The sequence below is a fragment of the Paenibacillus sp. FSL W8-0187 genome (genome assembly GCF_037969755.1).
GTDB lineage: Bacteria > Bacillota > Bacilli > Paenibacillales > Paenibacillaceae > Paenibacillus_AQ.
Genome location: NZ_CP150206.1, coordinates 950,115 through 970,296 on the forward strand (window position 1 = coordinate 950,115; position 20,182 = coordinate 970,296).

Consider the following 20,182-nt stretch of genomic DNA (forward strand, 5'->3'; position numbering starts at 1 on the left):
TTGCGCGATTAAACCGTTGTCTACATGAGAAGGTAAAGAGGAGATGGATACAAAAGTGATGAATCGGATGATCTGGCGAACGCCCTTGAGGCTGTTTGCGAAAATTTTATCAGCTGCGTTGATGGTATTTTTGATTTATGGCATGTATTATTCAGCCGCCTACATATATCATGAACAATCCGGCCTGAACGATAAATTCTTAAGGTCTGTCATGACAACGGTTGAATTGCATGAGAGTGGACTTATAGTAGATAAACGAAGCTCGCCTTTGGGTGAAGTGACGCCCTTCCTCACTCAGAAGACAAATCTGAAAGTGTATAAGAATGTGGGGGAATGGCAGGTAATTGTCGGAGAGCTTCACGCGAAGAAGCAATTAGGGGGAAAACTGACGTATTCTATTGAGGAACTTAATCCTTATTTGAATCGTGAGGAAAGAAATCCTTATATCCTGAACTCTGCGCTGCTGGAGGGTAGGGGGATTAAAGACGATCCTCACCCTACTGGTGCAATGAACCAGTTAGGGAGACTTGAAGACGGAAACGTAGCGGAATTATTCTTCTCGCTTCGAACGCTTAGGTCACCGGAGGAGGTCTTGGAGCTCTTGTCGGACTATGACGTTAAAGCAACCAGTATGGCTGTTTTTGCAGGAGAACTGAAGGATTTCAAGCTGGGTACTTATAGCTCTAGCGGCGCAGATTACACGATCCCACATCTCACATTGAGGCCCAAGGTTCAGTTTAGCGATAATCATTTTCTTTCAAGTTGGCATACTTTCTTCTCACAGGATGACGGGATAACGGATCATGTGCAGCAACTGATCGCCGACGTTGAATGGATGACCAACAATATCAAATATAACGGTGTGGATGATGACAAACGCCGGCTGGCCTACTTGAAGAAAAATGGAGTTCAAGTTTACGGAGCGACCGTTACCGGACCTGTGCGGGAGTTGGAGAAGCTGAAGGAGGAGCAGGAATTTTGGGAGTTCCGTTTGGGCCGGATCGAGGTATGGAATTGGAGTTAAGACAGCTTGCGCTGCCAACCTTTACATCATACAAGAATGAGTTGGTGGGTCGCGCTTCCATTTTACCAAGAAACGGTCTCCTTTTGTATTTCTAGCGGAAAGGACGAAACGATTCGTACGCGGAGCGTCTCCTAACAGAAAAAGGGGGATCCCGTCAGATCTAAGATCTTTATGGACACCCCCATTTTGTTAAGAATAAGCAATATTAGATCATTGCTAAGCAATCTTCATAAACTACGTTAAATATTTATCCCGCAGAATATTCAGGTGATGAAGCTCATGCCCAGCTATGACATAGGCGGCTGCCCGGGCGGAGAGCGGGTAATTGTTGAATGTACCTTGACGCAGCAGAGCTTCCTCCGTCAAGCTTCCAACCAGTGTAATGGTAGACTGCCTGACGGCAGCATAATCCTTAAGGGCTTCCCGTAACGGGAGATGGCTGAAAGGAGAATTCTGGACAAAAATCTCCCGGTCGTATCCCGAAAATTCACGGGCATCCCCACGCGCGATGTAGAGAATGCGGTAGTTCCATAAGCGCTCTACATCGGCGATGTGTCCGACCACCTGTTTTAGACTCCATTTCCCTTCCGCATAACGAACATTCGCTTGTTCTTCCGTCAGATCGCTGAGCGATCTCAACGTTTCATCATGCTGCCGCTGCAATACCTCAGCAATATGGCCTTCGGGGACAAGAGAGACGTATTTTTCGGCGAGGAGCAAATATTCATTAGAATCAGGCCTTGTATTCATAACAAGTTCCTCCAGATCAATTAATAAGAGCTTACATAAAAAATTATGCAGACAGGTCAAAATCAATGAATGGATCAAGTTGCTTGTGCCCAGATTAGATGGACGATGCCATTCCAATAGCGCTCCGTCTTCATGATATTCAGTTCCGAGGCATTCGCGATCTGGATCATGTCCCTATTATAATGACAGCCGGATATCCGCCGTGCTGCGGGGTTGATCAGATGCTGCATGGCGCCAAGGAGCCGGTTCGTGCTCATGCCATGCTCCAATAAATAAATGCGGCCGCCGGGTTTGGCCCAGCGGTTGATTTTATTCAAGGCTTTGACCGGATCCTCATAGCCGCATAGCGACAGGGTGGATACAACGCAATCATAGGAACGTTCCGGCAGCTCCAGCGTCTCGATATCCCGTTCCAGGAAACTGGCCCGAATGCCAAGCTCGGAGGCCATCCGCCGCGCACGGCTTAGCATCTCGGGACTGAAATCGACAGCCGTTACGTTCACCTTATCGCGATGATAAAATGGGAAATTCGCGCCGGCGCCAACAGCTACCTCAAGCACGTCACCCTCTACATCCTGAAGCAGCCGCTGTCTCCATTCACCGAGCCTCCGTTGCCTGGTGTTCCTTTCATATATCGCTGCCTGTTTATTGAACTTCCGAATGAGGGATTTCTTATTCACGCGGAATTCTCCGGGCAACGCCGGTTTTGACAGCTGCTTTCACGACAAGCTCCCGAATGGCTTTCACGACGTTCTGGTTGAACACGCTTGGAATAATATACGACGGGTTGCGTTCTTCGTCCGATACAGCGGATGCAATGGCTTCGGCTGCAGCCAGCTTCATCTCCTCATTAATCGTGGTCGCTCTGCAGTCCAAGGCCGCACGGAAAATACCCGGGAAACAGAGGACGTTATTAATCTGGTTCGGATAATCTGAACGTCCGGTTGCGATGACGCCTACAATATCCTCGACCTCTTCCGGTTTGATCTCGGGCGTAGGGTTTGCCATTGCGAATACGATCGGTTGATCGGCCATGGCTTGTACGTCCTCACGGCGGAGCAGGCCGCCGGCAGAGAGGCCGATGAACACGTCGGCACCTTGGATCACTTCACGCAAGGAACCTTCGACTTTATTCGGGTTCGTATGCTCTGCGTACCATTGCCACATACTATTGCTATATGCATGTCCGCCAACCAGTGCACCCTCGCGGTCTACGCCAATGATGTCCTTGACACCGGCTGACAGGAGGATTTTGCTGCATGCTACGCCCGCAGCACCGATTCCACATACCACGACCCTAATGTTATCGATCGATTTCCCGACAATTTTCAACGAATTGATCAGTGCCGCATACAGAACCACCGCCGTGCCGTGCTGGTCATCGTGAAACACGGGAATGTCCAGCTCATCCCGCAGTCGTTGTTCAATCTCGAAGCAGCGCGGTGAGGAGATATCCTCCAGGTTAATGCCGCCAAAAGCCGGAGCCATTGCTTTGATGCAGGCAATAATCTCTTCGGTATCCTGGGTATCCAGGCAGATCGGAAAGGAGTCTACTCCTGCAAACTGTTTGAAGAGCATCGACTTTCCTTCCATGACCGGCATGGCCGCATAAGGACCGATGTTGCCCAAACCGAGTACGGCGCTTCCGTCCGAGATGACGGCCACCGTATTTCTTTTAATTGTAAGAGTAAAGGCTTTTTTCGGGTCCTCTTGGATGGCTGCACATACGCGGGCAACATCTGGCGTATAGACGCGCGACAGGTCATCACGGTTTTGGATTGGGATTTTGGGCTGGGTTTCGATCTTGCCGCCGAGATGCAGCAGGAAGGTACGGTCCGAAACGTTGACGAGCCGGACGCCCTTTAGATTTTTCACTGAATTAGTAATTTTACCGATATCCACGCTGTCCGTAACCGTAATAGTAATGTCGCGTACGGTAATGTGGCCGCTCGCCTGAATGACGTCGATGGCGACCATGTCTCCCCCCGCCTCAAATATGGCGGATGCAACTTGACCGAATTTGATTTCTTGTGTATTCATTTCTAGTCTGAGGATAATGCTTTTTCCTCCGAGTCCGTTGTTTTCCATTGCTACCTCCAAATGTTTGATCGATTTCGTCCTTCTGAGTGTATGTAGCTGTGCAAAATGTTAACGTTATCATAGTTCGCTGAGCAGTGGTCAATTTCCTGTTTCATTGGAAAGAAACCGTGATATATATAAGAAGAATTTATTGGAAATGCGAATGCCAGGGAAGTATAATCGAAAGCATCTTATTGTGAAGGAGAGAGCTGCCATGAATGCCAGAATCGAGGAGCTTGAAAAGCGTTTGGCGACCCAGCATCATAAGGACCTGTTCCTTCAGATGAAACATACGTTGAAAGCCGTTGATGATTTGGCCGAACAGCACCGGGTCTACCAGGCTGTTCAGGCACTCAGTGGGACACGCATTGTGGGGACGGAGGAACATGTTTATTTCGACACCTTGAATCAGGTCAAGGAACAAATTGTGCATACCCTGGAGCTGACGATTGAGGATTTGGAGCACAAAGGGGATAAACATTATACGAAGCATTTTAAGGACGGCGTGGAATAGGAGTCGTTCTGGCGAGAGGATAAAATGTTTGGATTAAGCATAAATCCAGCAGGGGATTTATGCTTTTTTTTATTGTTTTCAGCAAATTCAGTGTATTTTCATAACGTTTTGCGTTACATATTTATCCAATTTCGTTGAAATGTGTAACAAATCGTTGATTAGTATTATGGGATACCGCTTCCGGATGCTTTAAAATAATGATAGTACTGGTAAAGCTTGGACGATGCATTTTTTGATGATTTCCAAGTTCAGTCAGTCAGACAGCAACACTTGTCTCAAAGGAAGGGAGGTGGCCTGAGCAGCCCAGAGGTTTTGTAAACGCTTTAATTATTAATTTATATTAAAGGAGGAAGAATTGTATGACTTTAAGTTTGCCGAACAAAGCATGGCTCAAGAATCTAATCATTGCCGGTTCCACGATGTTGTTGATGACCTTATTCATGGTTTTATTTGCGGATAAAGCTTTTGCCCACGGGTATGTCGATTCTCCAGGCAGCCGCGCCATTCTGTGTAAGCAGGGGCAAAATACCGATTGCGGCGCAATCGTGTATGAGCCTCAAAGCTTGGAAGCTCCTAAAGGCTGGCCGAATGCAGGTCCTGCCGATGGCAAAATCGCCAGTGCAGGCGGCGCGTTCCCTAAACTTGACGAGCAATCCGCAACTCGCTGGAGCAAAGTAAGCATTTCCCCGGGAACGACAACGTTCCAATGGCATTTGACAGCCAACCATGTGACGGCAAGCTGGAAATACTACATTACGAAAGACGGCTGGGATCAAAATGCTCCGCTGAGCAGAGCATCGTTTGATCTGACGCCTTTCTGCTCCATTGACTACGGCGGTGTAAAACCTCCGACAAACTATGCGTCCACTTGTAACGTTCCTGCTAAATCCGGTTACCATGTCATTCTGGCGGTATGGGAAGTAGCTGACACACCTAACGCTTTCTATAACGTTATCGATGTGGACTTTGGCGGTGGCGGCGGAACTCCGAACCCAGGCGTACCGGCACCGACAGGACTTACTTCCCCATCCCAAACCAACAACAGTGTTTCCTTGGCATGGGCAGCTTCCACAGGTGCTTCCAGTTACGAAATCTACCGTAACGGATCCCTAGTGGGCACATCCACTACAACCTCCTATACCAATACGGGGTTAGCCGAAGGAACGTCCTATACGTATACTGTGGTAGCCGTAAGCAGTACGGGCAGCAAATCATCAGCATCCGCCCCGCTTACCGTGTCAACATCCGGAAACTCAGCGACCTATCCGGCATGGAATGCAACAGCTGTTTACTTAGGTGGCAGCAAAGTCAGCTACAACGGCGTGAACTATGAGGCGAAATGGTGGACTCAAGGCGAAACTCCTGGATCTGCCGATGTTTGGAAAGTCATCCCTTAATCGAATAGTGTGAGAGGATCCGGCGTCATATGACTGCCGGATCTTTTTTTAAGCCGCCGAGGAAGGAATGAGAGAGTGGGGTTCATTAATATGTGTAGAGGAAATAGTTCCCGTCGGCTACGCATTGACCCTGGTGGCTCTTGGAAGTACCTATCGAAATGTTGTGGGTTCACTGACTGTCGATGTTCTTCATTCGATGATTTCATGGCCTTCGTCAACTTTAACGGACCCTAGTTCCGTTATTTAAGATCATAACCCGATTTTTCACAATGTACCGGACTCCAGATCCGCTATTATGAGAATTACGGGAGCAAATACCGATTAAAACAGCAAATAAGGTTTGCTGGGTCCGCTAAAATTACTAAAAGGGCTGTTTTCTATGAAATAAGGTATTCTGAGTCCGTAAGGAAGTCCTCACACCAAAGAACAAGTTGAGTTTTGAACATATTGAATGATATGACGATCGTATTTTTGGACGTACAGTGAATTTCTGCATATTGCCCTTTTGGTCTAAGCGGGGGGAATCGAAGTCAGCTCCCCAACTAGTCTTAATGGTAGTAGAAGAGTTATCCTTGAGAGTTAAAGGCAGCATGAGCTTGTTGTCACTTGGATGGAAAACATAGCAGTGGAATAGAAATAAATAAGCTGCCAGCAAGCCGCAGCTTGATAAGGGCACCCCCAGGGGTGCCCTTTGTGTTTTCTGTAAGAAGGATGTTTAGGTATGCCAAGGTACGCAATGGTACGTAAGGTATGCCAAGGTATACAAAGAGCGCAAGCCTCAAACCCTGTACACGGTAATGCCTCTTTCCTGAAACGGCTTGATATCCGAGTCGGAAGCCTCAGTGCCGGTGACGAGGGTATGTATGGCGCTGTTGGGAGCGACTGTGTGCAGAGACAACTTGCCAATCTTGCTGTGGTCGGTGACCACGACAATTTCGCCGGCGGCTTGAATCATATTCTGTTTGGCCGGGACGAGCAGCGCCTCCGGGTGCATGAGGCCATGCTGAGGATGCAAGGCAGGGGTACCAATGAACGCTTTCTCAACATGCAGGGATTTCAGTACATGGTCGGTAAACATGCCGTTTAGCATATAGCTCGAGGGGTACAGCTCCCCGCCGGTCAGAATGACTTTGATACCCGGAGCATCGCGGAGCTCAACAGCAACGTTCATATCGTTCGTAATGACCGTAATGTCCGAGCGGTGCACAAGATGCGTCGCAATATGAAGGGTGGTTGTTCCCGAATCAATGATGATATTCTCCCCGTCTTCCACAAGCGAAGCCGCAAGCTGACCGATGCGTATTTTCTCGTCCCGGTGAAAGTTGGTTCGCTCATTAAAGGATGGCTCGTTATGCGTCCATTGCTCCATGATGACCCCGCCATGTGTGCGCTTCAAAGCGCCTTCCTGTTCAATCTCCGCCAAATCACGGCGAATGGTGGCCGTGTGAACACCGAATTCCGATGCCAGCGCAGCAACCGTTGCTGTTCGGTATTGCCTTACGTAATCAATGATCCTTTTCTTTCGTTCATGTGCCAGCAATCGATAATTTCTCCCTTCCTGAATGGACAATGAGCAGTTTAGGTGCGTTTGTACATACAATGCGCATTTTTGCTCTTTTATGCTTAAGGATTCCATGTCTTATTAGTGTACTCGCATTATGTTAATTCCATGTTAAATTCCTTGATACGAAGCGAATTTACAAAATCCGTACGAAGGTCTAACACTCTCCTAATATTGCACATCTACAATCGAATTAAATAAAAATGAACAAAAGTGATCATTACATGTGCATTTGATGCGTACTTATTATCAGGTGCATGTAAGGGATTTCATTTTTATGGATTCATTGATTTTTGCTTGTCATGACAACATCATTACACTTTCGTGAGGGGGATCGCTCTTGGCATCCATTGAATTTGTGAAAGTAAGCAAGTCGTTTGATCGTCAAACCGTTATCCAGGACCTGGATCTTACCATCGAAGACGGAAAATTCACGGTGCTGGTCGGTCCGTCAGGTTGTGGAAAAACAACGCTCTTAAGGATGATTGCAGGCATTGACCCTCAAACCTCCGGTTCCGTTCTTATCAATGGCAAGGATGTTACGCGAATTGCACCGGGGAAGCGCGGCGTGGCCATGGTATTTCAGAATTACGCAATCTACCCAACGATGTCGGTCCGCGAGAATATCGAGTTTGGTCTCGTGAACAACAAGGTTCCCAAAGCAGAACGCACACGTCTGGTGGAGACCATAGGGGCAACCGTGGGACTGAACGATTACTTGGATCGTAAGCCTTCTACCTTGTCTGGCGGACAACGGCAGCGAGTGGCTTTGGCCCGGGCGATGGTTAAGGATCCATCCGTATTCCTGATGGATGAGCCGCTGTCCAATCTGGATGCCAAGCTGAGGGTTCAGATGCGGATCGAGCTGATTGAACTGCACAAGAAGCTGGGAACGACCTTTGTCTATGTGACCCATGACCAAATCGAGGCGATGTCGATGGCAGATACCATCGTGCTTATGAACAAAGGCGTCATTCAGCAGGAAGCGCCGCCTGAGGTGGTGTACCGCGAGCCTAGCAATCTGTTTGCGGCCCAGTTTATCGGGGTTCCCCCCATGAACATTGCGCCGCTGGGCGACGACCGCACTACATTTGGATTCCGTCCGGAGAGCGTCGTGATCGGAACAGAACCGGAGTCGTTTCATTATACGACCAAGGGTGAGATCATCACGCGCGAAATGCTGGGCTCCGAGACAATTTATCAGGTAAGGACGATGGAGGGCCAGGCCTTCATGGTGAAGTGCCAGGATGACAAATTTCATGTCGATCAGGAGGTATATCTCGGCGTGCCGGCGGATAAATTGTTTTTCTTCGGGGCGGATGAGAAGCGGGTCGAAGAGCAGGAGATCCGCTATAGGGGGTTTATGGAGCGGCTCAGAGGGCTGGCTCATGGATAAGAAGCGGATTTGGGAAGGGATCAGGCCCTATGTGCTAATCGCGCCGGCCATGGCGGGTATCATGCTGTTTGTGATGTATCCGGTAGGTTATCTGATTTACTTAAGCCTGTTCAAATACAACCTGATGAACAAGGACAAGAGCAAGTTTGTCGGACTGGACAATTTCACCCAGATTCTGGGTCGCGGGGATTTCTACAAAGCGTTATGGAACACTTCCATTTATACAGTCGGCGTCGTGATTCTAACCATGCTGCTGTCCCTGTTGATTGCGGTGTGGCTGAACAAGAAGGGCCGTTTCAATTCGGTCGTTCAGGCTGGGATTTTCACACCGCACGTCGTTTCCATTGTATCGATCTCACTGGTCTGGCTGTGGCTGATGGAGCCGAATCAAGGACTTCTCAATTATCTGCTCAAGCTGATGGGACTCCCGCCGTCCGCATGGCTGCAAAGCTCCAAGACCGCATTGATATCTGTCATTATCGTATCGGTCTGGCAGGCTATCGGTTATTACACCCTGATTATCGTGGCAGCCCTGCAGAGCATATCGCCAAGTATTTATGAAGCGGCGGCGCTGGATAATGCCAGCAGGTTCAAGGTGTTTTATAAAATTACATTGCCGATGATTTCGCCGCAGCTGTTTTTTATCCTGATCATCATGACGATCGGTTCCTTCAAAGTATTTGATACCGTTCAGGTGATGACAGGCGGAGGACCGAATAATGCAACGACCACGCTTGTGTATTACATATACGGCTTCCGAACGACCAACATCGGTTATTCGGCTGCGACAGGCGTCGTGCTCATGGCCATTATCGGATTGCTTACGTTCATCTATTTCCGGCTGCTGTCCAAGAAAGTCCATTATCAATAAGGCGGCTTTGGCCATGCAGAAAGGAGGCACAGTTTGAAGACCTTTGATTTAAAAATCGTATGGACGGCGCTGGGCTATTTACTGAAGGCCGCAGTGCTCATGATTTTCATCTTTCCGTTTCTGTGGATGATCTCCACATCACTCCAGACATTCCGGGAAACGATGACGTTTCCACCGACGTGGTTTCCGGCCTCGCCGCAATGGGGTAACTTCGCGGAGGCGATGAATGCAGGTCCTTTTCTTACCTATTTCAGGAACTCGGTTGTCGTTACCGGATCCATCATCGTTCTGCAGTTTCTGATCATGATCCCGGCTGCCTATGCATTTGCGAAGTATAAGTTTCCGGGAAAAACGCTGCTGTTCGGCATGATCCTTCTGGCATTCATGATCCCGGGTCAGGTTACGTTCATACCGGTCTATCTGATGATGGCAGATTGGGGATTAGTCAAAACCCTGCTGCCGCAGATCATCCCGTTCATCTCGAATGCCTTCGGCATCTTCCTGCTGAGGCAGTACTTCATGCAGATTCCGGAGGAAATCATTGAAGCGGCCCGTCTTGATAATGCGAGCGAATTCAAAATCATTCGGAAAATCATGGTTCCCATGTCGAAGCCGGCACTTGCGACCATCGCGCTGTTCAGCTTTGTCAGTCACTGGAATGACTATTTCTGGCCGCTCGTCATGACCGATTCAGCTGCCGTCCGGCCGCTGACCCTGGGGATCGCCATGCTAAGGGAGACTGAGGGCATCAGCAACTGGCATATCATCATGGCCGGCAATGTGATGCTGGTGGTGCCCATCCTGCTTGTGTATGTATTCTGCTCGAAGCACATCGTGAAGGCTTTTGTTTATTCAGGCATTAAATAATTACTGGAATAACAGGGTTCGGCAATTCATAATCGAATGATTAATGGAGGAATGAGTCAATATGAAATCCAAATGGTATACACTGCTATCCGTCATTATGCTGTTCAGTTTGCTTGCCGCGTGTGGTGGTGGGGGAACTTCCGGTGATACGGGCAAAGCGCCGGGAAGCGGGGGAGCCGAAGCCCCGTCCGGAGACAAAGGGAAAACTACAGTTCAGTTCTGGCACTCGTTGGGAGGCAAGAACGGGGAATACATGGATGCACTCATTCAGCGCTTTAATGCATCCCATGAGGATATCGAAGTGGTAGGCACCTTTCAGGGGAGTTATGACGAGACGGTAACCAAGCTGCAGCAGGCGATAGCCTCCGATACCGGTCCGGATGTCAGCATGCTGGAGCGAGCCTATGTTCAGATGTTCGCAGATTCGGAAGTGCTTGAGGATCTGACGCCTTATCTTGAAGGCTCTGGCATCAGCGCCGATGACTTTACGCCGGGACTGATGGGACACTCCGTCTTCAATGACCAATTGGTATCGCTGCCGCTGAACCGTTCCACCCCGATTCTGCATGTGAACAAAACATTGCTGGATGAGCAGGGGCTGCAAATTCCGACCACATGGGAGGAGCTGAAGGAGGTCGCAAATGCGCTTGTAGTCAAGGAAGGCAGCGAGTATAAGCGATACGGCGTTACGATGCCCTATGACACTTGGTATCCGATTGCCATGATCTCGCAGGCGGGCGGCACTTTCTTCAATGATGACAATACGTCGATCGGCTTCGGGGATAACGGTGTCGGCGCCAAGATGTTCGCTTACCTTAAAGACATGCAGAGCACAGGCGCCTTGTATTATCCGCCTGCTCAGGATTCCGGCAACATTGTGAACAGCATGTTTGTGGAAGGCAAGGTCGGAATGATGTATCAATCTACGGGATCGATTGGCGGGTTGTCCAGTGCGGTGGATTTTGATTACGTCACAGCGTTCCTGCCTAAGGACGAAGTGTATGCGAATCCGACCGGAGGCGCGAATGTGACGATGCTGTCCTCTTCCAAGAACAAGGAAGCGGCATGGGAATTCATCCGGTGGATGGAGATGGAAGAGGAAGGCGGTCTTGAATTTATTTTGCAATCTGGCTACCTGCCATTCACGAAGAAGATGGTGGAGTCGGAGCAGATCCAAGAGCTGTGGGCCAAAGAACCGAACCGCAAAGTCGCTTATGATCAGCTGGAATTTGCCGTCGATACCAATAAGGACGTGGAATGGCCGGAGATTATGCATGAGTTCTTCTCGGCGATGGAAGCGATCATGTACGACAGCAAGGATATTCCGGCTACGCTGGATACCTTCAAGAAAGAAACGGAACGGATTTTGGCCCAATAACAACTGGTAAAGGAGTGGCAGGACATATGATCGAACGACTACGGGAACCATCCTGTACGATGGTGGCTGCACACCGCGGGTATAAATCAGCTTATCCGGAAAATACGCTGCTGGCCTTTCGCAAGGCGCTGGAGTTAGGCGTAGATATGCTGGAGTTTGATCTCCGGCTGACGCTTGATAAGGAAGTGGTGGTTATCCATGATGCAACGGTTCAGCGTACGACGAGCGGCGCTGGCGAGGTGAGGGATTTTAAGCTTGCGGAACTGAAATCTTTGGATGCGGGCGGCTGGTTCGCTCGGGAGTTTGAAGGATTGAAGATCCCGACGCTTGCGGAGCTATGCGAGCTGCTCCGGGAATATCCCGAAGTTCTGTGCAACGTGGAGATTAAGCCAAGCCCTGATGCCAAAGAGGCTGCAGACCTGGCGGTTGATGTGCTGAACCAATACGGGTACCTGCCGCGCTGTGTATTCACCTGTTTCGATGCAGAAGTTCTGACGCATATTCATGATACGCATGGTCTGAAGACACAGGGCTTTCCGGGTGAGAAAATGTCCCGATTTGTCTTCGAGGAGGATGGAACCTACTCCAAGATGTGGGCAATCGGCGTAGAGATGTCGCTGCTTACGCCAGAGCTCGTTGCCCGGTTCCAGGAACAGGGGCTGCTGGTCTGGAGCTATTGCCCGGACGATGAGGAGGGTGTCCGCTATTCGCTGGAATGCGGGGTTACCGGTATGACCTGCAATAACCCCCTTCCGGCGCTGGCGATGATCGGAAAGAAGGGCACGCGGATATGACCTCCATTTTATCGAATATCCGAAGTTTGGCGGCGCATTTACCTGCTAGGCAGCTTTCGAATCTGGACGAAGTGGAGTCGATTCAGATCCAGTCCGGAGCTCTACGCGAGGTCGCGGGTTACCTTGAGACAAAACAGTGGACCTCGGTGGTGATGGTCGTAGACGGCAATACTTATGACATAGCGGGCCAGCCGCTTGCGAACCTGCTTACGAAATCCTCGATTGAGGTCCAAGTTACCAAGCTTCTTCCTGACCGGAAGGGAGATGTTATCGCGGATGAGGTTTCCCTGATTCAGGTCATACTGGATATCCAGCAAAGCAGGGCGAAGGCGGTGCTTGCGGTAGGTGGGGGAACTATTCACGATATTAGCCGGTACGCTGCTTATACCGCGGGTATCCCATTCATCTCGGTACCCACGGCCGCTTCGGTGGATGGATTTAATTCCAGGGGAGCGCCCATCATTATACGGGGTGAGAAGAAGACGATTCCAGCTATTGGACCGAGCGCGATTTTTGCGGATGTCGATATTCTCATGTCGGCTCCCCCGCAGCTTACCGCGGCCGGGTTCGGGGATATGCTGGGCAAGTACACGTCCCTGTTCGACTGGAAATTCGGCAGCCTGGTGGCTGATGAACCCTATTTGCAAATTTCGGCGGATATTACGCGATCCGCGCTCAACCAATGCGTGAACGGGGTCGAGCAGATTGGGAAGCGAACCGAGGAGGGTGTACGCATCTTAATGGGTGCGCTCGTTGAATCGGGCTTAGCCATGCTACTGTTCGGTCAATCCCATCCGGCTTCAGGCTCGGAGCATCATCTGTCCCACTATTGGGAGATGGAGTTTATCCGGCTAGGGGAGAAGCAGCTGCTGCACGGTGCCAAGGTGGGTGCCGCTTGTGTGGAAATCTCGAAGCTGTATCACCGTCTTGGGGAACAGGGGCTTGAGATGTACAGAAGCGCCTCCGTAGGTGCGAATGACACTGCACTTCGGATCACGCAGCATTGGAACGAAATCCGGTCGCAAATAATGCAAATCCCGGAACCGGTAGAGCTGGCCGATCTGATGCGCTCGGTTGGCGGACCAGCCGGGGTATCGGAGCTTCCGATCAAGAGCGAATTGCTGAAGCGGAGCCTGAGTGAAGCCCACAAGGTTCGAAACAGTCGGTACACGCTGCTCCATGCCTATAATGAACAGGGATCCCTATTCGTAAATTAAGGATCGACATGCAATGAAATAAGGCTGTCTCCTCAAGCAGACCATTCTGCATGATAGGGACAGCCTTACTTGGCTTTTATCCAGCTTTGTTTCTATTTGGACGGGTCTTCTGGAGTTGGCCAGCCGCCCCAAAGACTGACGGTGTCGCCGTCACTTGTTCATTTTATAATTGCAGCATTTCCCGCTTCTCCGCATCCGGATCCTCGATGATCCTGCTGTCGTTGTTGAATATCATCGTTGAACGTGATGCCAGATCATAAGCAGGCCACGGCAGTGCCTCCGTATCCGGTGAGCCATTGCGCGCAAATGCAATCCAAGCATCCTGCATTCGGTCGGAAAGGGCTTGTGTGGCGGCATCGACTTGCACACCGATGTTCTGAAACAGCCCCAGCGTGTTGAATACAAACGGTATTTCCAGTGCGTGCATCGCTTTGCCGAGAACCGGATGATTCGGCAGCGTCCAATCGAATCGGTACATCCATACCGGCGTGTGCTTGCTCTGAGCGGAAGCGAACTGCAGGGCCGAGCGCCAGAAATACAGGTCGGTCATAATCTGGGCATGTCCGTCGATGCTGTACGGATATTCTTTGGTGATAGGCGCAGCATCCTGGATGCCGGTCATCATTTCAACGGTGCGGACAAGATCGTCCTCCTTCACAAGCGGCATGTCCGGCCGGAAGAACAAGGCGCCTTCATCGAGATTCGTTCCGATCAGGATTGGCACGTCCTTCGCCCAGCCCGATTGAATAGCCTGCAGCGGATCATGAGGCAGCGTGTGGGGTTCCAGCACTGGTTGGAAGATCATGCTGACGCCGGGACCGATTCGTTTCTTCAGCCGTTCCCCGGCTTCGAATATTTGCTCACCTGTGAGGGATTCAAGTTGATGGGCCTTATCAGGCGTTATGTCCAGCTCTTTAAGCAAACCAGCCGTTATCATCTGTGCCTGCTCCGGAGCCATCACCTGGGCAGCACCGCTTTCCATGATGGCTCGCTGAAACAACCCTTTGGCTGCCGGCATTGCAAGTAAAGCTGCAATGCTCATGCTGCCGGCCGACTCTCCGAATACCGTGACCCGTTTGGGGTCGCCGCCGAAGGCCGCGATATGATCCCGTACCCATTGCAGGGCCGCAATCTGGTCCAATAAACCGGTATTAGAGGCAAAGGATTCGCCGTATGGGGAGAGATGGAGAAAGCCTAGCGGACCCAGACGGTAATTGATGGTTACCACAATCACATCGCCTCTGAGTACGAAAGATGTACCGTTATAGCTTGGCAAACTGCCGGAGCCCGTGATGAAAGTGCCCCCGTGAATCCATACCATGACGGGCAGCGGCTCCGCTGGCGTATTCAGGGGTGCCCACACATTGAGGTAGAGACAATCCTCGGACACCGTTTTGGCCACTCCTCCGCCAAGCATGCTTGACGTGGATTCTATTGGCTGAAGGCACATGGGGCTGAAGGCGGTGGTATCTTTTATCCCGTCCCATGAATCGGGGGGAACAGGAGCACGGAATCGAAGCGGGCCTACCGGGGGGTTCGCATAAGGGATCCCCTTCCATACACGTACTCCGTTTTCCGAACTGCCTTGAATATGCCCGCCTTTCGTTTGAACGACAAGTTCTGACATGTTCTCGCTACACCCTTTCTCTCTACTCTATATATACACTTTACCAAGTTAGCGGCATAAGTTCAAAAAAGCACGAATCATGCGAAATAGAGGCAGGAATGTTGCGCTATATGAAGAATGTAACAGGGTGGGTAGTATTCGCGGACAACGGATACGGCATCACTTTTTGGTCCAAGTCATTATAGGTATACTGGAGGGATAAGCATGAACATTGCGATTTTGGGCTGCGGAACGATGGGGACAGCCTATGCGCATAATTTGGCGAAAATGCCGGGAGTAACAGTGACGGGTGTGGTCGATATTAACGCCGGGCGGGCGGAGCGGGCTGCAGCTTTGACCGGGGCGAAGGCATACACGGATGTAGAGTCGCTGTTTGAACAAAAAGATTTGGAAACGGTTGCGGTGTGTCTGCCCACCTATCTCCATAAACCGTTTGTATTGAAACTAGCTGAAAAAGGGCTGCACGTCATCTGCGAAAAACCGGCTGCATTGACCCTGGAGGATGCACAAGAGATGAAGGCGGCGTGCGAGAAAAACGGAGTCCGGTTGTTTATCGGACATGTCGTCCGATTCTTCCCGAACTATCATGATGCCTATCGGCAGGCCCACTCCGGGAACATCGGAACACCGAAGATGGCTCACTTCAAGCGGTACGGTTCGTATCCGCAGGGTATGGATGGATGGTATAACGACCCGAGTAAGAGCGGCGGTGTTATTATGGATCTCATGATTCACGATATCGATTTTGCCTGCTGGCTATTCGGAGAAGTGGAGTCGGTATATGCTTCCATCGTTAAGCGGGATGAGCCTGAGATGGAGTATGCTCAGCTTACGCTTCATTTTAAAAATAGTGCAATCGCCAGTTTAACCGGCTATTGGGGGTATCCCGGACCGTTTACGACGCAGTTCGAGATTTCGGGTGACCAGGGAATCATAAGATTTGATAGCAATCAGGTGCAGTCTTTGGACATTAAATTGGTCAATGCGGAGGCAGGGGAGGGAGCAGCTGTACAGGTTCCTTCAAGCCCAAGTCTGCATGACCCTTATTATAACGAGGTGCAGCATTTTATCGAGTGCATCCGAAACGGCAGCGAGCCGCTCGTAAGTATTAAGGATGCTTGCTATGCCGTTGAAATCGCTCAGGCAGCGGAGCAATCGGCTCAGACTGGACAGCCCGTGATGATCGGAGGGACGGTTTCATGAAGAAAGTTAAAGTAGGCTTTATCAGCTTTGCCCATATGCATGCAGCGAGCTATCTCCTAGGCATGCTGAAGCGGGATGATGTCGAGGTGGTCGGAGTCGCGGATGAAAACGCGGAGCGCGTGCGTCCTTACTCTGTGGACCGGGGAATCCCGTATTATGCGGACTACAATGAATTGCTGGCACAGGAACTGGATGCTGTTGTCATCTGTTCGGAAAATGCACGTCATGCGGAACTTACCAAGCTTGCCGCTGCGGCGGGCAAGCATGTGCTGTGCGAGAAGCCGTTAGGTTTGTCCGAGTCCGAGATGCTGGAGATGATTCAAGTGTGCAAGGATCATGGCGTGCAGCTTATGACGGCTTTTCCTTGCCGTTATATTACGTCCGTTCGTCAGGCGAAGGAAGCGATTGACGCAGGGCAGATCGGCGAAATTTTGGCCATGAAGGGAACCAACCGGGGAAGCATGCCTGGCGGCTGGTTTATCGAACGGGAGAAATCGGGTGGCGGAGCTGTATTGGACCATACCGTCCATGTGATGGACCTGATGCACTGGTTTACCGGCAGCAAGGCAGAGGCAGTATACGCCCATGCGGAAACGCTCTTCAATGACACGGAGATTGACGATGCCGGTATGGTCCACGTCAAATTCGCGAATGGCGTCGTGGCTGTACTGGACCCAAGCTGGTCCCGTAATCGCACCTTCCCGACCTGGGGGGATGTAACGCTTGAGATCATCGGCACCAAGGGTGTGCTGAACATTGATTCTTTTGCCCAGAAGAACGATGTCTACAGCGATGTAACTGGGAAAGCTGCGTGGAGCTTCTGGGGCGATGATATGGATGAAGGTCTCGTCAACAGCTTTATCGACAGCATTCGCGACGGCAAGCCGGTCGAAATAACAGGGGAAGACGGCTACTATTCTGCCCGTGTTGCCATTGCAGCGTATGAATCCGCAAGCACCAAGCGTACCGTTCAGCTGAAGCCGCTGGGATAATGCGGTTTTTGCGGCATTAGCCGTACAGCAGGATTACGCGCTCGGTCATGTGCTTGCCGTCGAGGACACGTATCCTCAAGACGTGAGGTCATGTCGAAACGTCCGACACTCATCCGGCAATATTTTATGCTCACTCACAAAGAGCATGTAATGCGGGAGTGCAACGGGATTCATCGGTGTGACTTCAAGTTATCTGGGTACTGGTAATCGATGATTTGCGGGATAACCGGCTAGAGCTCTTCTTCTTTCTCGTTGCGAGAAGGTATCGCCGCTAACGATGGATGAAGTAAAAAGCGCGGTTATACCTTCTTCATGGCAGGGAGCCTTTCCTGTGATCCATAACGAGAATCGTATCATTGTTTAAGCCTCTTCGATCTTTGTAATCGAAGGGGCTTTTTGATGTTGGCAAAAAAGATCAAAAACGTCCCTCTCCCATTTGGTATCCTTTATAACAAAGGAGGGCCTAACCTTGAGTACCCAGCGTATCATCCAAAAAAGTATAGCGTACATGGAGCAGCATCTGGAGGAGCAGCTGACCCTCGCGGATATTGCATCCTATGCCGGTTTTTCGCCATATCACTTCCACCGCTTGTTTCGGAAGGAGGTCGGTATGAACATCGCGGATTACCTTAGAAAACGAAGACTCTGTTATGCGGCACAGCTACTGCTGCACTCCGAGGCTGCGATTATCGACATTTCCCTGCACTGTCACTTCGAAAGTCAGGAGTCGTTTACGAGAGCATTCAAAAAATTATACGGCATGCCGCCGGGGCGTTACCGGAGAATCTTTGCGGTTCACGCTCAACACGCAAGCTACTTTAAAGGAGAGGATCACATGGAGCAGCAATCTCAATCCGCATTAAAAGGCTGGTTTCTGAGCGGAAGCCACCCGCATGATTATGAAATCGGTGTCGATCGGTCCACCGTCCACCAAGGAAGCACTTCCGGTTACCTAAAAGCCCTAACCCCAATGGAGGCTGGCGCTTTTGCGACCATGATGCAGCAGTTCAAAGCCGATAAGTATGCGGGCAAACGGATGCGGTTTTCCGGATTTGTCAAAACCGAGAACGTCAAAGAATACTGCGGGCTGTGGATGCGTGTTGACAACAGAGCGGAAGACGTACTCCAGTTCGACAATATGAACGATCGGCGCATTGTGGGCAGCATGCACTGGAATCACTATGCCATCGTGCTCGACGTACCCGAGGACAGCGCCACGATTTCGATCGGTGTTCTGCTGATGGGGGCAGGCAAGGTGTGGCTGGACAGCCTCCGCTTTGAAGAGGTGGATCTTAGCGTACCGACGACGAACTTTGATTTTCACTATGAGCTCCTGGAGGAGCCTACCAATTTATCGTTTGAAGAGTGAGGCGCAGGGCTCCTGGCTTTCACACATCATTACAGAAATGAAATGATCCTAGCGCGCTGATGGATAGGGGAAGCTCCCATTCAACTATAACCTGGAAGTCTCTCCAAAAACGGAGGGCTTCTTCTTTTTTTCTTCATGGATGGATGGTGGTTGCGTTGCATCATGTTTACTCCTACGATGGGTCCTGAGCAATGCTCCCTACTATAGTAATAATATTGAATCCTTATGCTTTTTTTGTTATAATTCCCAAATGGCGGTGGTGGATTCGATGGATATTTATATGGTTATTCAGCAGTTATATCCGAGTTTCTCGAAGAAAGAACAGTTGGTAGCGAATTATATTCTTCAAGAAGGTCAATCGATTAATAACATGAATATATCTGTGCTCGCGAACCATGTTGGTGTCTCGAATGGGACAATCACGCATTTCTGCAAGAAGATTGGTTGCAATAATTTTGCCGAATTAAAGGTTCAGTTGGGCAGGCTACGAACTGCGACGGCTCCTTCGGTGGAGGACAATATTCTCATTCAAGTATCTAAATTCTATCAGACAGTTATTGAGCGTTCGAATCAATTACTGGACATTACATATTTGCATCAGCTTGCTGAAACGATTAAGGGCGCAGCACGGATTTTCATATACGGGATCGGAAGCTCGGGACTTTCAGCGAAGGAAATGATGCTTCGTTTGCTGCGTATGGGCTTCAATGTGCAGAGTATAACGGATTCGCATTTAATGCTGATCAATAGTTCGATAGTGAATGAGAATGATTTCGTTATTGCGATTTCCAGTTCAGGGGAAACGTCTGTCATTGTCGACGCAACCAGAATTGCAAAGAATAATCGGTGCAAAGTCATCTGTCTGACCAGCTTCTCCGAGAGTACGCTGGCGCAGCAAGTGGACTCTTTTATTCTGGTCCCGAATACATTGTTTGTTGATAAAGAAAGGTTTGTAAATAGTCAATTTTCCGTCATGTATGCGATCGATATTTTATGTATGATCTTACTCGCGGATGCGGATTTGAATAGACGGATGCAAATTACAGTTAATACGATTCTTGAACATAATCGAATGGATTACCAATAAAGCATTCATCGTACCTGTGAACCTCGGAAGTTGACGTATTTATCGTCTACTGGAGG

Annotated in this window: 18 protein-coding genes; 13 read left to right on the top strand and 5 right to left on the bottom strand. The window is 50.0% G+C overall.

The window, feature by feature from the left end; all coding sequences use genetic code 11:
- The first annotated feature begins 43 nt into the window (after positions 1 to 43).
- The gene (locus MKY48_RS04190; protein WP_339292349.1) at positions 44 to 1,024 is read left to right on the top strand and encodes an anti sigma factor C-terminal domain-containing protein; all 981 of its coding nucleotides are present in this window, start codon (positions 44 to 46) and stop codon (positions 1,022 to 1,024) included.
- A 234-nt stretch (positions 1,025 to 1,258) separates the two neighbouring features.
- Here the strand turns inward: MKY48_RS04190 and MKY48_RS04195 are convergent, their stop codons facing one another.
- The 3 genes from MKY48_RS04195 to MKY48_RS04205 all read right to left on the bottom strand — a co-directional run bounded on the left by MKY48_RS04195 (position 1,259) and on the right by MKY48_RS04205 (position 3,862).
- Positions 1,259 to 1,774: a DinB family protein gene (locus MKY48_RS04195; protein WP_076325955.1), complete on the bottom strand. Its 516-nt coding sequence runs from the start codon at positions 1,772 to 1,774 to the stop codon at positions 1,259 to 1,261.
- 74 nt (positions 1,775 to 1,848) lie between these two features.
- Positions 1,849 to 2,454, bottom strand: coding sequence for a class I SAM-dependent methyltransferase (locus tag MKY48_RS04200; RefSeq protein WP_339270267.1), 606 nt, complete (start codon positions 2,452 to 2,454; stop codon positions 1,849 to 1,851).
- The gene (locus MKY48_RS04205; protein WP_339270269.1) at positions 2,447 to 3,862 is read right to left on the bottom strand and encodes an NAD-dependent malic enzyme; all 1,416 of its coding nucleotides are present in this window, start codon (positions 3,860 to 3,862) and stop codon (positions 2,447 to 2,449) included. Before MKY48_RS04205 ends, MKY48_RS04200 begins: the two co-directional genes overlap by 8 nt.
- A 205-nt stretch (positions 3,863 to 4,067) precedes the next feature.
- On the opposite strand from MKY48_RS04205, the gene MKY48_RS04210 reads away from it, so the two are divergent.
- Complete coding sequence (locus MKY48_RS04210) at positions 4,068 to 4,367, top strand: hypothetical protein (protein ID WP_339292350.1); 300 nt, start codon at positions 4,068 to 4,070, stop codon at positions 4,365 to 4,367.
- 359 nt (positions 4,368 to 4,726) lie between these two features.
- On the top strand, positions 4,727 to 5,764 hold the full coding sequence (locus MKY48_RS04215; protein ID WP_339292351.1) for a lytic polysaccharide monooxygenase: 1,038 nt from the start codon (positions 4,727 to 4,729) through the stop codon (positions 5,762 to 5,764).
- A 778-nt stretch (positions 5,765 to 6,542) separates the two neighbouring features.
- On the opposite strand, the gene MKY48_RS04220 is transcribed toward MKY48_RS04215, so the two are convergent.
- Positions 6,543 to 7,304, bottom strand: coding sequence for a DeoR/GlpR family DNA-binding transcription regulator (locus tag MKY48_RS04220; RefSeq protein ID WP_071221931.1), 762 nt, complete (start codon positions 7,302 to 7,304; stop codon positions 6,543 to 6,545).
- Positions 7,305 to 7,665: 361 nt separating this feature from the next.
- On the opposite strand from MKY48_RS04220, the gene MKY48_RS04225 reads away from it, so the two are divergent.
- From MKY48_RS04225 to MKY48_RS04250, 6 genes are all read left to right on the top strand, one after another.
- Positions 7,666 to 8,721 (top strand): ABC transporter ATP-binding protein, encoded by a 1,056-nt coding sequence (locus MKY48_RS04225; RefSeq protein ID WP_339292352.1) that lies wholly within the window; start codon positions 7,666 to 7,668, stop codon positions 8,719 to 8,721.
- A complete protein-coding gene (locus tag MKY48_RS04230; protein WP_339292353.1) occupies positions 8,714 to 9,592 on the top strand; it encodes a sugar ABC transporter permease in 879 nt (292 codons plus the stop codon). Before MKY48_RS04225 ends, MKY48_RS04230 begins: the two co-directional genes overlap by 8 nt.
- Positions 9,593 to 9,625: 33 nt before the next feature.
- Positions 9,626 to 10,459 (top strand): carbohydrate ABC transporter permease, encoded by an 834-nt coding sequence (locus MKY48_RS04235; protein ID WP_076325948.1) that lies wholly within the window; start codon positions 9,626 to 9,628, stop codon positions 10,457 to 10,459.
- A gap of 61 nt (positions 10,460 to 10,520) precedes the next feature.
- Complete coding sequence (locus MKY48_RS04240) at positions 10,521 to 11,837, top strand: ABC transporter substrate-binding protein (protein ID WP_339292354.1); 1,317 nt, start codon at positions 10,521 to 10,523, stop codon at positions 11,835 to 11,837.
- Between the two features lie 26 nt (positions 11,838 to 11,863).
- Positions 11,864 to 12,631, top strand: coding sequence for a glycerophosphodiester phosphodiesterase family protein (locus MKY48_RS04245; RefSeq protein WP_339292355.1), 768 nt, complete (start codon positions 11,864 to 11,866; stop codon positions 12,629 to 12,631).
- Positions 12,628 to 13,848: a sn-glycerol-1-phosphate dehydrogenase gene (locus MKY48_RS04250; RefSeq protein WP_339292356.1), complete on the top strand. Its 1,221-nt coding sequence runs from the start codon at positions 12,628 to 12,630 to the stop codon at positions 13,846 to 13,848. The genes MKY48_RS04245 and MKY48_RS04250 overlap by 4 nt, the downstream gene beginning before the upstream one ends.
- Positions 13,849 to 14,011: 163 nt before the next feature.
- Here MKY48_RS04250 and MKY48_RS04255 read toward each other — a convergent pair whose 3' ends face one another.
- Positions 14,012 to 15,475 (bottom strand): carboxylesterase/lipase family protein, encoded by a 1,464-nt coding sequence (locus MKY48_RS04255; RefSeq protein ID WP_339270285.1) that lies wholly within the window; start codon positions 15,473 to 15,475, stop codon positions 14,012 to 14,014.
- A gap of 204 nt (positions 15,476 to 15,679) precedes the next feature.
- On the opposite strand from MKY48_RS04255, the gene MKY48_RS04260 reads away from it, so the two are divergent.
- The 4 genes from MKY48_RS04260 (at position 15,680) to MKY48_RS04275 (ending at position 20,126) form a co-directional block, all read left to right on the top strand.
- On the top strand, positions 15,680 to 16,678 hold the full coding sequence (locus MKY48_RS04260) for a Gfo/Idh/MocA family oxidoreductase (protein ID WP_339270287.1): 999 nt from the start codon (positions 15,680 to 15,682) through the stop codon (positions 16,676 to 16,678).
- Entirely contained in the window at positions 16,675 to 17,670 is a 996-nt protein-coding gene (locus MKY48_RS04265; RefSeq protein ID WP_339270289.1) for a Gfo/Idh/MocA family oxidoreductase, read from the top strand. The genes MKY48_RS04260 and MKY48_RS04265 overlap by 4 nt, the downstream gene beginning before the upstream one ends.
- A 469-nt stretch (positions 17,671 to 18,139) precedes the next feature.
- Positions 18,140 to 19,039, top strand: coding sequence for an AraC family transcriptional regulator (locus MKY48_RS04270; protein WP_339270291.1), 900 nt, complete (start codon positions 18,140 to 18,142; stop codon positions 19,037 to 19,039).
- Between the two features lie 268 nt (positions 19,040 to 19,307).
- The gene (locus tag MKY48_RS04275) at positions 19,308 to 20,126 is read left to right on the top strand and encodes a MurR/RpiR family transcriptional regulator (RefSeq protein WP_339270292.1); all 819 of its coding nucleotides are present in this window, start codon (positions 19,308 to 19,310) and stop codon (positions 20,124 to 20,126) included.
- Positions 20,127 to 20,182 lie beyond the last annotated feature (56 nt).

Coding starts and splice junctions, on each gene's coding strand:
- MKY48_RS04265 (WP_339270289.1), top strand. CDS start 16,675: ATGAAGAAAGTTAAAGTAGGCTTTATCAGCTTTGCCCATATGCATGCA.
- MKY48_RS04275 (WP_339270292.1), top strand. CDS start 19,308: ATGGATATTTATATGGTTATTCAGCAGTTATATCCGAGTTTCTCGAAG.
- MKY48_RS04260 (WP_339270287.1), top strand. CDS start 15,680: ATGAACATTGCGATTTTGGGCTGCGGAACGATGGGGACAGCCTATGCG.
- MKY48_RS04215 (WP_339292351.1), top strand. CDS start 4,727: ATGACTTTAAGTTTGCCGAACAAAGCATGGCTCAAGAATCTAATCATT.
- MKY48_RS04240 (WP_339292354.1), top strand. CDS start 10,521: ATGAAATCCAAATGGTATACACTGCTATCCGTCATTATGCTGTTCAGT.
- MKY48_RS04190 (WP_339292349.1), top strand. CDS start 44: ATGGATACAAAAGTGATGAATCGGATGATCTGGCGAACGCCCTTGAGG.
- MKY48_RS04250 (WP_339292356.1), top strand. CDS start 12,628: ATGACCTCCATTTTATCGAATATCCGAAGTTTGGCGGCGCATTTACCT.
- MKY48_RS04245 (WP_339292355.1), top strand. CDS start 11,864: ATGATCGAACGACTACGGGAACCATCCTGTACGATGGTGGCTGCACAC.
- MKY48_RS04195 (WP_076325955.1), bottom strand. CDS start 1,774: ATGAATACAAGGCCTGATTCTAATGAATATTTGCTCCTCGCCGAAAAA.
- MKY48_RS04205 (WP_339270269.1), bottom strand. CDS start 3,862: ATGGAAAACAACGGACTCGGAGGAAAAAGCATTATCCTCAGACTAGAA.
- MKY48_RS04230 (WP_339292353.1), top strand. CDS start 8,714: ATGGATAAGAAGCGGATTTGGGAAGGGATCAGGCCCTATGTGCTAATC.
- MKY48_RS04255 (WP_339270285.1), bottom strand. CDS start 15,475: ATGTCAGAACTTGTCGTTCAAACGAAAGGCGGGCATATTCAAGGCAGT.
- MKY48_RS04210 (WP_339292350.1), top strand. CDS start 4,068: ATGAATGCCAGAATCGAGGAGCTTGAAAAGCGTTTGGCGACCCAGCAT.